Raw genomic sequence first — 12737 nt, 5'->3', positions numbered from 1 at the left:
GCTGTAATATTCGTGGCCTTCAGCCATTTTATTCACATCGAATAAAATCTCCTCTGGTGCATCTAAACTTTCTTTTTTTCTGGAATATATTGGGTAGTCTTTTCCTTTTTCGAAGCGTGTTAAATACCAATATCCATTCAATTTATAAGGAACAGATGAATCATCCTCTTTAATTCTAGCTTTCATTTCTGCAAAAAGATCCTCCTGAAACTGCTTGGTATGTGCAGTCATTTGCTCATTATATTCATTTTCCTGTTCGAGGTAACTAATTACTTCCGGGTTCTCTCTATCGTTCATCCAGTAGTAATCGTCTATTCTTACCTTATTATGAGCTTTTAATTCTTTGGCAATCTTTTTAGCCTTTGGAGGATAAATTTCAGTTTTCAATATAGGGTGATTTTGTGCTAATGTATTAGAATTTACAAAGGTAAGGCTTCCTAATAAAAAAAAGTAAGAGTCTTTTCATTTTTAGTATTATATCGAAGTGTAAATTAATAAATTTGTATTTAATAATTTTAAAACGAAAACTATGTTTGGAGATATGATGGGGATGATGAATAAAATCAAAGAAACCCAAGAGAAAGTTGAAGCTACTAAAGAGCGACTTAAAACGGTATTAATAGATGAGCAATCTAGCGATGGCCTTTTAAAAGTAACTATTACGGCAACAAGAGAAATTAGAAATATCTCTATTGCAGATGAGCTGTTGGAAGATAAAGAGCAATTAGAGGATTACTTGGTTTTAACTTTAAATAAAGCAATTACCAAAGCATCAGAAATCAATGAAGCTGAACTTGCTGCCGTTGCTAAAGACGGAATGCCGGATATTCCAGGTTTAGATATGTTTAAATAAAAGACTTCTGCTAAAGTCTAATTGCATAAAACTAAAAGGAGCCAAGCAGAAAATAAATTTATTTTCTATTTGGCTCCTTTTTTATATTACTGATAGAACTATTAAGCTTCTCCTCTAGCAGGATACTTTTCATTCAACACAAATCGAATGGATTTTAAAAGTTCGTCGAATTTTGGTCTTGCAAACGGCATACTTTGTATAGAAGCTGCATACAATGTATTATCTGGCCTTATTAAGAACAATCCAGGCTCAAAGAAACTTTCCGGTTCATTTTCATTGATGCCTTCAGAAACATATAGATCCCATTTTCTTGCATCTTCAATAGAAAATTCATAACCTAAAGTCAGTTTTTCAATATCCCATTTTGTTGCTGTTTTTTCAGCAAGCGAACTCGTGTTAGAACTTATACAAATTACATTTACACCTTTATCCCTAAAGCTATCTATTTTAGAATTTAATTCTTCTAAATAAGATTTACATACCGGACAGTGCAAACCTCTATAGAAAACAACCAACGTAAAATTCTGAGGTTGTTGATCGCGAAGATTCCACGTCATCCCGTTTACCGTATCTACAATAAGTTCTGGAACTTCTTTTCTTGGTAATACATTCTTCATATTTCTGGCTAATTTTAATATTTTCGGAAAATTATATAAAATATGAGGTTTTATAGTACTCTCGGCTTATAATCTTCTGTTAAGCTTTTAAAATATTTTTATAACTGAATGTTTTTCAGGACATTTAAAAATCGCTGGTGAAGCTCTTCAGTATAATCCAAATGAGTTACAATTCTAAGCTTCCCTTGCCCCATATTGCTTATTCTAATATTTTCCTTCTGAAGTTGTTTCATAAAGCTTTCCTCGTTGGAAGCATCCTTTAAATAAAAGATCGCGATGTTGGTTTCCACAGCTTCTACCTTCAATACATAAGGCAAACCAGCTAAAGTATTTCCTATTTCCTTTGCTCTTTTATGGTCCTCGGCTAGTCTTTCTACATGATTATCTAATGCATAGATTCCTGCAGCTGCCATAAATCCAACTTGTCGCATTCCGCCACCTAAAACTTTTCTAACACGAATGGCATTTTTCATGAGATCTGAATTTCCAATCAGCACAGAACCCATTGGAGTTCCTAAACCTTTAGAAAGACAAACAGAAATTGTATCGAATAACTTTCCATAGTCCTTTGGAGATTCTCCCTTAGCCACCAGGGCGTTGAATAAACGTGCTCCATCTAGATGCAATCCTAAACCGTTTGTATTACAAACCTTTCGAATCTTTTTGATCTCTTCCAGATCGTAACATGCTCCTCCCCCTTTATTTGTGGTATTTTCCAAACAAACCAAACTCGTTAACGGACTATGGTAAAAATCTGGCGGATTGATATTCTCTTCTACTTGTATTGCAGTGATCATTCCTCGATCTCCATCTACCAATTTACAAGAGACGCCACTGTTAAAGGAAACTCCTCCTCCTTCATAATTAAATACATGTGCCCATTTATCGCAAATTAATTGCTCGGCTGGTTGCGTATGCAACTTAATAGCCGCTTGATTCGCCATACTTCCAGTCGGGAAAAATAAAGCTTCATCCATTCCAAACATATCGGCTAATTTCTCTTCCAACTCATTTACAGATGGATCTTCTTTATACACATCGTCTCCTACTTTTGCTGAAATGATAGCTTGTAGCATCTCTTTTGTAGGACGCGTAACGGTATCGCTACGTAGATCTATTTCTTTCATATATTTTTTTCTGAATTTTTTATACAATTTACTTATTCATATATCTGCTTTTATCCTGTCTGAACTTGTTTCAGGGTCTCCTCCTTACACATTGGGATACTGAAACTCGTTAAACGTGACAAAAAAATCTGAAAATTTCTAATCAAAACTTCCAATAGGAGAGCCATCAGGAATTTTTGGCGCCTGAACCATTGGTTTAAACAATTCTGGGTGTTCTTTAAATTGTTTTATTTCTAATAAAAGCTGCGATCTAAACACTTCATTATTTGAATTGGACTCTAACCAAGCTTCCAAAGAAGTAATTGTCGAGTTGGTAATAGCTTTTACTTGATGAATAGCGTTCTTATGTGCAGCCAAATTAAACAGATGCTGTAATACATTATAATTTATGGTGTTTTGTATTTGTTGTAAATATGGATCTTTAAAAGTCTTTTTTAGAGTCGAATTAATTAACCCCGATAATAGCTCATCTAAACTTAATTGTGAATTATCTAAGGCTTTTTGCTGAATTAGTCTGGCAGCTCTTTCTGGATGAAGCAAATATTGCAAGCTAAGATTACTAGCAGTTCCCGCAGCTCCAATGGCATCGAAAACAACTCCCGTGTTGCTTTTAAAGGACTCTCTGCTTCTTCCAAATCCATACGCTCTTGGAGGGAACAATTCCAACTTATTTTTTGGGATGGCTAACACTTCAGCATCCAATGTCTTTAAGTAGACAGAAAGTGCATCTTTTTGATCTTGTACAGAGGCAGTCTTAACTGGGTTTTGCTGCTCTCTTTTTACAGCATACGTATAATCCAGACCGCCAATAACTTTCGAAACGGCTTCGGTTTGATATCTGTGCATAAAATATAACGGGACAAATACATCTTCTAAGGTAGAATAAGATTCTCCTGTTCTAATATTATCTATCGAAAAATTGGAGATTGCTTTCTTTCTTATTTCTAACAGATCTTTTAAACCTTCAGCTGGAGAGCTTCCATTATCCCATAAATGCCCAAATGCGTTAGCACCTCCAGAAGCTCTTGCGTCACTATCGGTTATAAAACGAAGTTCTTGATCATCAGCTTCTGCTATCACTGAATTTAAAAAATCCTTTTCTTGCATTTCAGAAGGAATATCGGCATATGAATACTTTACAGTAATCTTATCCCAAGCTCCAATCCCAGAACTATAAGCATCAGCTACTACAATTTCATCATTTTCAATTTTGAATTGTGGATGCGGATAATCCATAACCGAAGCATTTTCATTACTGCTCGCTGCAAAGTTATGTGTAAACCCTATTGTGTGCCCTACTTCATGAGCAGATAACTGGCGAATTCTGGCAATTGCCATTTCCATCATTTGCGAGTGGTTTTCGTCTCCTTCAGCAAATGGCTTATTCAGCAAAGCTTGTGCGATTAGGAAATCCTGACGAATTCTTAAGCTCCCTAAACTAACATGACCTTTAATGATCTCCCCTGTTCTCGGTCTATAACACTAGCTCCGTAGCTCCAGCCTCTGGTAGATCTATGTACCCATTGTATTACATTGTACCGTACATCAAGTAAATCTGCTCCTTCCGGCAACATCTTCACTTGAAATGCATTTTTATATCCAATTGCTTCATAAGCTTCATTCCACCATCTCGCACCATCCAAAAGTGCAGATTTTACTGGTTCTGGAGTTCCTGGATCCAGATAATATATAATCGGTTCTACTGCTTCACTAACTTCTTTGTTAGGATCTTTCTTTTCTAATCGGTGCCTGGTGATATATCGCTTTTCTATAGGTTCAAAAACAGGGGTGGAATAATCTAAATAAGAAATATAGATAGCTCCACTTCTGGGATCGAAAACTCGCTTTTTATAATTATCATCCGGCAGTTTCACAAAAGAATGATGCTGAGTTACTGTGATAGAACTATTATTAGGCAACACATTTTTAAGGGTCTGGCTAGTAGCTTCTCCATCAAAAGTCAATAAAGCTTCAAATTCAACATTTTCGGGAAAAGCTTTGGTTCTATCTAAAGAAAGTGCATTCTTGGATGAGTTCAAACTAAAATTCCCGTGCTTTCCCTGCTTCAGTCTGGATGCAACTCCATGAGCATCCTCCATTAGGAATGGTGTAAAATCTATTATATACGTATCACCCTTTTTCTCCTTAATTTCGAAGCCATATAATACTGAAGTTGCAAATGCTTCCTCCACGCTCTTTTTCTCTAAAGCATTATCTGTGATTGCTCTGTATTTTAGATTTGGCTGAATTAAAAGCAATTTTTTTTCCTGCCTTGATGAATTTCACAACAGCTTCATTTCCTAACTGTCCTCTATCCAGTCCAACATCATTAGATCCAATTCCTGTAGAAAGGGAATGGATATATAAAAAATCTGTATCAAGATCTTTAACTTCCAAAAAGATTTTATCCTCCTTCTCAGAATATTCAAAATTGAAAAAGCCTTTATATTTTTGAAGATTTTCTTCTTGCGAGGAATTTTGACTATAAAAAGTGGTTGTGATACTGAGGAACAGAACAATAGTTAAAAATGGCTTCATAGAGTGATATTAAAAGTTGTCTAAAACTATAAAATAAATGTAAAATAGTTTTAAGAACCTGTGTTTAATTCTATTTTTACTGAAATTAATAACAGATATGATCAATTCAGAACATATAAAAGATCTTAAAGATCGCCTGGTAGCGTTAAGGAGGTATCTTTGACGTTGATGCCAAACAGATAGAAATCTCCAATTTAGAGGAGAAAACATACGCTCCAGATTTTTGGGATGACCCTAAAAAAGCCGAAACCCTAATGCGTGATCTTAACGCTGAAAAGAAATGGGTAGACGATTATTTAGCGGGCGAAACACTTGTTGAAGATCTCGAGGTTATTTACGAGTTCTTTAAGGAAAACGAAGCCACTGAAGAAGATGTAAAAAATCGGTATGAAAAGGCGCTTGGATTAATTGAAGATCTTGAGTTTAAAAACATGCTTTCTGATGAAGGTGATAGTTTAAGCGCAGTGCTACAAATTACTGCCGGTGCCGGTGGTACAGAGAGTTGCGACTGGGCAGAAATGCTCATGAGAATGTACCTGCGTTGGGCAGAATCTAAAGGTTTTAAACTTAAGGAACTTAACTACCAAAGTGGGGAAAGCGCCGGAATAAAAACCGTTACTATAGAAATTGAAGGGGAATATGCCTTTGGATGGCTAAAAGGTGAAAATGGGGTGCATAGATTAGTACGTATTTCTCCCTTTGATAGCAATGCCAAAAGACATACTTCTTTTGCCTCGGTATATGTGTATCCGCTTGTAGACGATAGTATAGAAATAGATGTGAATCCTTCGGAAATCTCTTGGGAAACAATGCGTTCTTCCGGAGCGGGTGGTCAAAACGTAAACAAAGTAGAAACGGCCGTTAGGTTGCGCCACGCACCCACCGGAATTGTTATAGAAAATTCTGAAACTCGTTCACAACTGGAGAACAAAACAAAGGCTATGCAGTTGCTTAAAAGTCAGCTTTATGAGATCGAACTTCAGAAACAGCAAGCACAGCGTAGAGAAATTGAAGATTCTAAGATGAAAATAGAATGGGGGTCGCAAATAAGAAATTACGTAATGCATCCTTATAAATTGGTTAAAGATGTGCGAACTGCTGAAGAGACAGGAAATGTTGATGCGGTTATGGATGGTGCGCTAGATCCGTTTTTAAAGGCTTATCTCATGATGATGGGTCAACGGCATGAAGATTGATATAAAGCCTACTAATGTTGAAAAATTAATATTAATTCCGTATTTTAATTTTAAATAATGATTACAGTTTACCACAACCCTAGATGCAGTAAATCTCGAGAAGGATTAGCATTAGTTCAAAATTCAGGAAAAGATTTCTATGTTAGGGAATATTTAAAAACTCCTTTATCTGAAGAAGAATTGGAGAAGTTGATTAAAAAACTTGGGATGTCTCCAAAAGATTTAGTGAGAGCTAATGAGGAAATTTGGAAAAAAGAATTTAAGCATAAGGAATTAAGCAGTGAGGATATTATGTCGGCATTGATAAAATATCCTAAATTAATTGAAAGGCCAATTGTAGAAGATGAGGAAACAGCAGTGGTTGGAAGGCCTTCTTCAAAAATAAATGACTTGTTATCCTAATTAGGATTCTAAACAACTTTTAAAAATGGTGAATATGAAACTTAGAAATAGAATTCAACTACTAGGTCTATCGACTATTTTGGTCGGAGGCTTTGTTTTTACGCAGGTATATTTACACAATAAAAATTCTAAAGAGATCAAAGAAATCGCTTCAGAAATCGCTTCAGAGTGGAATGAGAAATTAGGTCTTACGCCAGAACAAACCAAAAAACTGGAAGCTACAATTATAGAATTTACAATTCTGAAGAATGAGATCATAAACTCAAAAAGATCTCAAAAATTTATAATTAGAGATCTTCAGGCTACTCAGCAGAGGGAACATAAAAAATTAAAGAAATTTTTAACCAATGCTCAGTTCATTGCGTATGTGGGAATTAATAGAAAAATTCCTAATGAGCTGATGGATGCATAAAATTATTTTTAAGGTTTAAGGGATTTTTAACAAAGATCACTTAAACCTTCTTACATCCTGTGGGTCTAACAACAAAAGTTTATTATGACCTTCAGAAAAATCCTAGTTTTCAGCTTACTGCTGATTTTTTTTTATCTCCGGCTCTTATTCGGGCTACTCTCAATCTAAACAATATACAATTTCCGGTAAAGTTCTAGATGATGCATTAAACGTTCCTTTAGAATATGCCACAATAGCAATTACAAGACCTAATGATCCTAAGTTTTTAGATGGTGGTGTTACAGACATCAATGGGGAATTCTCTATAAAAGTTCCTCCCGGTGTTTATAATATTACCGTAGAATTCATTTCCTACACTTCAAAAAACTTTAATAATAAAAAAGTAGAGGAAGATCTGGATCTCGGAACTATCAAATTAGGTATAAGTTCTTCCAGTTTAGATGAAGTAGTTGTGCGAGCCGAAACTACTCAAGTAGAAGTACGCCTAGATAAAAAAATCTATAACATTGGGAAAGATCTCACCACAAAAGGAGGTACTGTAAGTGATGCGTTAAGTAATGTACCATCTGTATCTGTAGATGTTGAGGGCGCAATTAGCTTAGAGGTAATGAAAATGTACGTGTATTAATTAACGGTAAACCTTCTGCGTTGGCTGGTTTTGGTTCTACCAACGTGTTAGGACAACTTCCTGCAGATGCAATAGATCGTGTGGAAGTAATCACTTCTCCTTCTGCCCGATATGATGCCGAAGGTACCGCAGGTATTATAAATATTATTTTAAGAAAAGATAAAACGCTCGGTTTTAATGGCTCTCTAACAGCCAATGTTGGTGATCCTGAAAATTACGGCATTAGCGTAAATGCGAATTTGAGAAAAGACAAATTCAACCTTTTTAATACTACAGGATTCAATTATAGTAACGGGCCTGGTAATGCCTTTTTTGATACCCGATATTTTAATGGAACTTTTGACCGGGTTATAGAAAACAGAGATTACGATAGATTGAGAAGAGGTTTTAATACAAATCTGGGTTTAGAATATTATATAACAGATATGTCTTCTATTACTGCAAGTGCTTTTTATAGACTTGGTAATAATAGTGATGTTACTAAAAATATTACTGACAGGTTTATAGATGGTGATTTAGCAGTACAAACCCTTAGACAGGAGTTGGAATCTGAAGATGACAACAGTTACCAATTTGCTTTAAACTACGTTAACAAATTTGATGAAAAAGGACATAAGCTTACTGCCGATTTTCAATATGAATATGACAAAGAAAAACAACCTTCACTGATTACTGAAGACATTCTATTTAGAGACCCTTCGCAAGAAATAGGATTTTTGGCAGATGAAGAAACTAACTCCATTGAAAAGCAGAATGAATTTCTTATTCAAGTAGATTATGTACGTCCAATTGGGGAAGATTCTCAATTTGAAGCGGGTTATCGTGGAAATTTCGAAAATGAAGTTACAGATTATACACTAAGACAACAAGATCCGGAAAGCCTTCAGCTATTGGTTAATGATACGCTAACAAATATTTTTGATTATACCGAAAATGTAAATGCCGTTTACACACAGTATGGGACAAAGTTTGGTGACTTCTCTTTCCTTTTAGGACTTAGACTGGAGAACACACAATTAAAAGGAAATATAGATTCAGAGCTTACAGATGAAGAAATCAGACAATCCTTCGGCTTTCCAATAAACACTGATTTTGATAATAACTACTTGGGACTTTTTCCTACTGTAAACCTGATTTATGAGATTGCAGAAACAGAGAATATTACGCTTGGTTATAATAGAAGGATCAATAGGCCTAGAGGTTGGTTTATAAATCCGTTCCCATCTAGATCTAGTAGAACCAATGTTTTTCAAGGGAATCCTAACCTAGCTCCCGCCTACTCCAGTGCTTTCGATCTAGGATATTTGAAAAGATGGAAAAAAGTAACACTTACATCTTCTATCTATTATCAATATGAAACTGATGCATTTGAAAGAGTGCAACAAGGTACCGGAGAATTTATTGATGGAATCGAGATTATTAGAACGATTCCTATTAATTTAGGAACTAATGAACGTATTGGTGCAGAGGCTGGGATTCTTTATAATCCCGCAAAATGGTTACGACTTAACGGAAGCATCAACTTTTTTCAATTTAAAAAAGAAGGAGAATTCAATGGGACAGATTTTGGTTCAAAAAATGAAAGTTTTTTCACTAGATTTAGTTCCAAAGTCACGCTTCCTGCAAAAATTGAATGGCAAACCAATGCTTTCTATTTTGGTCCTTCAGAAAACTCACAAACAAAATCTGATGGAATTTTTAGTTTGGATGTTGCTCTTAGTAAAGATATATTTAAGGACAACGCTACGCTTTCATTAAATGCACGTGATCTTTTAAATACCAGAAAACGTTCTTCAGTTACAACTACAGACCGATTTATTCAGGAAAGCGAATTTCAATGGAGACAAAGGCAAATCACTTTATCTTTGACATATAGATTTAACCAGAAGAAAAATCAACAACGAAGAAGAGAAAATAACGGTGGTGACGATGGAGGAGATTTTGAAGGATAATATCTAAAATCTATAAACAAATAAAGGTTGCCGTAATTGGCAACCTTTATTTGTTTATGATAAAAAGATACAGTAGCAATCGCTACGGAATCTTATATAATTAAAAGCAAAAGCTAAATACTAAGCTTTTAACTCTTTCTCTTTTTTCTTTTTTGCTCGCATTTCTTTTAAAAGCTCAGTAACCGAACCTCCAATCCAATAAGGAAGAAAAGCCACTAAAAATATCATTAACCAAAATCCCATGGTTAAAATAACTAAAAATGCTAAGAAGCCTAAATATTGATCAAATTCAAACATATTTTCTAGAGATTTTTAAATCGAAGCAAAGATAGGGAGTCTTACAGCGTTTTGCCAAATAAAATTTGATTTTTTAGCATAAAAATCAAATGATTGATAAATCACTCCAAAATAGATTATTCGTTATAAAAACTTAAAAATTTGTATAAAAATTAAAGAAATAAAAATCTTGAAACTGTAAATTTGTAACCTAATCGAAAAAAAATTATGGACTACAGAATAGAGAAAGACACTATGGGGGAAGTTAAAGTTCCTTCAGATAAGTTATGGGGAGCGCAAACTGAACGTTCTAAAAATAATTTTAAAATTGGCGCCCCAGGAAGTATGCCGTTAGAAATCGTGTACGGATTTGCTTATTTAAAAAAGGCCGCTGCATTTACAAATTGTGAACTTGGAGCTCTACCTGTAGAGAAAAGAGATTATATCGCACAAGTATGCGAGGAGATTTTAGCCGGAAAACATGATGATCAATTTCCTTTAGTAATATGGCAAACCGGAAGCGGGACTCAGAGCAATATGAATTTAAATGAGGTCATTGCTAATCGCGCACATCAATTGGCTGGGAAAGTTATTGGAGAGGGAGAAAAAACCCTTCAACCAAACGACGATGTAAATAAATCTCAATCTTCTAACGATACATTTCCAACCGGAATGCACATTGCGGCATATAAAAAAGTGATAGAAGTTACTTTACCCGGAGTTGTGAAATTAAGAAATACGCTTAAAAAGAAATCGGAGGAATTTAAGGATGTGGTTAAAATTGGTAGAACCCATTTTATGGATGCCACTCCCCTAACCTTAGGCCAAGAATTTGGTGGTTATGTAGCGCAATTGGATCACGGAATTAAGGCTTTAGAAAACACATTACCCCACTTATCTGAATTGGCTCTAGGGGGAACTGCAGTAGGAACAGGTTTAAACACTCCAAAAGGTTATTCTAAACGTGTAGCAGAATTTATTGCAAAGTTCACCGGCCTTCCATTTGTATCGGCTCCAAATAAGTTTGAAGCTTTAGCTGCACATGACGCTTTTGTAGAATCTCATGGCGCTTTAAAACAATTGGCAGTTTCTTTAAACAAAATTGCTAATGATATAAGAATGCTTTCTTCCGGTCCAAGAAGTGGAATTGGAGAAATAAGTATTCCAGCAAATGAGCCTGGTTCTTCTATTATGCCCGGAAAAGTAAATCCTACACAATGTGAAGCATTAACTATGGTTTGTGCACAAGTAATGGGGAACGATGTTGCTATAAGTGTTGGTGGAATGCAAGGCCAGTTTGAATTGAATGTCTTTAAACCGGTAATGGCTGCTAACTTCTTACAGAGTGCGCTACTTATTGGAGATGCTTGTACTTCTTTCGATGAGCATTGTGCTAAGGGAATTGAACCTAATAAAAAAAGAATCAAAGAACTTTTAGATAATTCGTTGATGTTAGTTACTGCTTTAAATACCAAAATTGGATACTATAAAGCTGCTGAAATAGCAAATACTGCGCATGCTAACGGAACTACCTTAAAACAGGAAGCTGTGAATCTAGGATATGTTACTGAGGAAGAGTTTGACGAATGGGTGAAACCAAAAGATATGGTTGGAGGATTAAAATAATTTAAATTCTCTATACTTCCTTAAAAAAGCCGCCTTGAAAGAGGTGGCTTTTTATATTTATTTGTCATTCCGACGCAGGAGAAATCTAAGAAAATGGTTATCCTATTTCAAACCTGAGATTCTTCCATCCGCTGCGCTTCTTTCAGAATGACACCTAAAACCAAATGGCAGGGTCTCGAAGCATCGATATGTCGAAGCCACTTTAAAAATTAGAGTACATTTCGACAAGCTATTAGCTTAGCATCTTATATTTATTGGAAGTTTAATCCTATTGAATTTCTTGATTAGACATAAAAATAAACCTTACTAAAAATAATAGATTACAAGTAGAGTGATAAACATTTTCAAATGCGTCAAAATTAAGGAAAGATTCCTTACTTAAAAAAAATTTATTATAATACCTATCGGTTAATTATATCATTTTCATTGTGATAAATTTGCCTCAGGTTTTAAGCTATTTAAAAGAATAGAAGAATTTCTTTCTAAAAGATTTTTGAAAACTGAGAAATTCACTTTTGACTTACTTTTTCTGCTTTAACCGAACTGTCCATTCAAACTTAAAGGTAGATACTGCAATCCCTTCTTCATTTAAACCTACAGATTTCATCCAAAAGGTTTGGCCTTCTCCCGTTTTAATGGTTTGTTGAATTGCTTCAGAAATTAAATGCCCATCATTACAGGTAAATTCTAGTTTTCCGGTCGCCTTTTTAGTAAAACTGGCTTTGTTTTGTGCCACTAACATTGAAATTTTTTGTCCGCTATCTTTTATCTGACCAATAACCATTGCTCCGGTACTCAATTCCGCAGCCATAGCTTGAACTGCAAAATACATCGAGTTAAACGGATTTTGATTGATCCATTTATGACGAACTTTTACAGTACAGCTTTCTTGGTTAATATTCTTTACCCTCACCCCACACAGCCATGCGCTTGGTAATTTCAGCATTAAAAATGTATTCAGTTTTCCGGGAGTCATTTTCATTATGGGTCTAATTTTTTATAAAAGTATTTAAAATATAATTAACCTCTAAATGTTAAAATTTTCTTAAATTTAATATCAATACAGTACTTTGTTTTGCATAATACCATCTTAAAGATATATATTTGTAT

The 12737-nt window shown here is 34.9% G+C and carries 12 protein-coding genes and 3 pseudogenes; 8 read left to right on the top strand and 7 right to left on the bottom strand.

Annotation, left to right across the window (positions count from 1 at the left end; translation table 11 throughout):
* Positions 1 to 390: pseudogene (locus ON07_RS04515) on the bottom strand (oligopeptidase B); the annotation flags it as partial.
* A 139-nt stretch (positions 391 to 529) separates the two neighbouring features.
* On the opposite strand from ON07_RS04515, the gene ON07_RS04510 reads away from it, so the two are divergent.
* Positions 530 to 853 (top strand): YbaB/EbfC family nucleoid-associated protein, encoded by a 324-nt coding sequence (locus ON07_RS04510; protein WP_010228541.1) that lies wholly within the window; start codon positions 530 to 532, stop codon positions 851 to 853.
* A 101-nt stretch (positions 854 to 954) separates the two neighbouring features.
* Here the strand turns inward: ON07_RS04510 and ON07_RS04505 are convergent, their stop codons facing one another.
* The 3 genes and pseudogenes from ON07_RS04505 to ON07_RS14535 all read right to left on the bottom strand — a co-directional run bounded on the left by ON07_RS04505 (position 955) and on the right by ON07_RS14535 (position 5135).
* Positions 955 to 1470 carry a redoxin domain-containing protein gene (locus ON07_RS04505; protein ID WP_010228540.1) on the bottom strand — a complete coding sequence of 172 codons (516 nt, stop codon included), beginning with the start codon at positions 1468 to 1470 and terminating at the stop codon, positions 955 to 957.
* A gap of 98 nt (positions 1471 to 1568) precedes the next feature.
* On the bottom strand, positions 1569 to 2597 hold the full coding sequence (locus tag ON07_RS04500) for a threonine aldolase family protein (RefSeq protein ID WP_010228539.1): 1029 nt from the start codon (positions 2595 to 2597) through the stop codon (positions 1569 to 1571).
* 138 nt (positions 2598 to 2735) lie between these two features.
* Positions 2736 to 5135 (bottom strand): annotated as a pseudogene (locus ON07_RS14535) (zinc-dependent metalloprotease).
* Between the two features lie 97 nt (positions 5136 to 5232).
* Between ON07_RS14535 and prfB the strand changes: the two are divergent.
* The 3 genes from prfB (at position 5233) to ON07_RS04480 (ending at position 7145) form a co-directional block, all read left to right on the top strand.
* A protein-coding gene (prfB, locus tag ON07_RS04490; protein ID WP_155807138.1) for a peptide chain release factor 2 occupies positions 5233 to 6331 on the top strand; the annotation gives its coding sequence in 2 pieces (ribosomal slippage) (positions 5233 to 5295 and positions 5297 to 6331; 1098 coding nt in all).
* Between the two features lie 57 nt (positions 6332 to 6388).
* Complete coding sequence (gene arsC / locus ON07_RS04485) at positions 6389 to 6733, top strand: arsenate reductase (glutaredoxin) (RefSeq protein WP_010228537.1); 345 nt, start codon at positions 6389 to 6391, stop codon at positions 6731 to 6733.
* Between the two features lie 34 nt (positions 6734 to 6767).
* Entirely contained in the window at positions 6768 to 7145 is a 378-nt protein-coding gene (locus ON07_RS04480) for a hypothetical protein (RefSeq protein ID WP_010228536.1), read from the top strand.
* Between the two features lie 159 nt (positions 7146 to 7304).
* Here the strand turns inward: ON07_RS04480 and ON07_RS17680 are convergent, their stop codons facing one another.
* Positions 7305 to 7433, bottom strand: coding sequence for a hypothetical protein (locus ON07_RS17680; RefSeq protein WP_316928086.1), 129 nt, complete (start codon positions 7431 to 7433; stop codon positions 7305 to 7307).
* On the opposite strand from ON07_RS17680, the pseudogene ON07_RS17675 reads away from it, so the two are divergent.
* The 3 genes and pseudogenes from ON07_RS17675 to ON07_RS14530 all read left to right on the top strand — a co-directional run.
* Positions 7378 to 7539 (top strand): annotated as a pseudogene (locus ON07_RS17675) (hypothetical protein); the annotation flags it as partial. The gene ON07_RS17680 and the pseudogene ON07_RS17675 sit on opposite strands and share 56 nt — an antisense overlap.
* A 57-nt stretch (positions 7540 to 7596) precedes the next feature.
* Positions 7597 to 7773, top strand: coding sequence for a hypothetical protein (locus tag ON07_RS17670; RefSeq protein ID WP_316928085.1), 177 nt, complete (start codon positions 7597 to 7599; stop codon positions 7771 to 7773).
* Between the two features lie 20 nt (positions 7774 to 7793).
* Positions 7794 to 9725: an outer membrane beta-barrel protein gene (locus ON07_RS14530; protein ID WP_316928084.1), complete on the top strand. Its 1932-nt coding sequence runs from the start codon at positions 7794 to 7796 to the stop codon at positions 9723 to 9725.
* Positions 9726 to 9845: 120 nt separating this feature from the next.
* Here the strand turns inward: ON07_RS14530 and ON07_RS16665 are convergent, their stop codons facing one another.
* Positions 9846 to 10022: a hypothetical protein gene (locus tag ON07_RS16665; RefSeq protein ID WP_010228534.1), complete on the bottom strand. Its 177-nt coding sequence runs from the start codon at positions 10020 to 10022 to the stop codon at positions 9846 to 9848.
* A gap of 207 nt (positions 10023 to 10229) precedes the next feature.
* On the opposite strand from ON07_RS16665, the gene fumC reads away from it, so the two are divergent.
* Complete coding sequence (gene fumC, locus ON07_RS04465) at positions 10230 to 11627, top strand: class II fumarate hydratase (RefSeq protein ID WP_010228532.1); 1398 nt, start codon at positions 10230 to 10232, stop codon at positions 11625 to 11627.
* Between the two features lie 520 nt (positions 11628 to 12147).
* Here the strand turns inward: fumC and ON07_RS04460 are convergent.
* Positions 12148 to 12609, bottom strand: a complete 462-nt coding sequence (locus ON07_RS04460) for a DUF4442 domain-containing protein (protein ID WP_010228529.1) — start codon at positions 12607 to 12609, stop codon at positions 12148 to 12150.
* Positions 12610 to 12737 lie beyond the last annotated feature (128 nt).

Origin of the sequence: Gillisia marina (assembly GCF_000258765.1) — a bacterium.
Lineage (GTDB): Bacteria > Bacteroidota > Bacteroidia > Flavobacteriales > Flavobacteriaceae > Gillisia > Gillisia marina.
The sequence above is the reverse complement of the archived record's forward strand: the minus strand, read 5'-3'. Positions and strand labels throughout refer to the sequence as shown.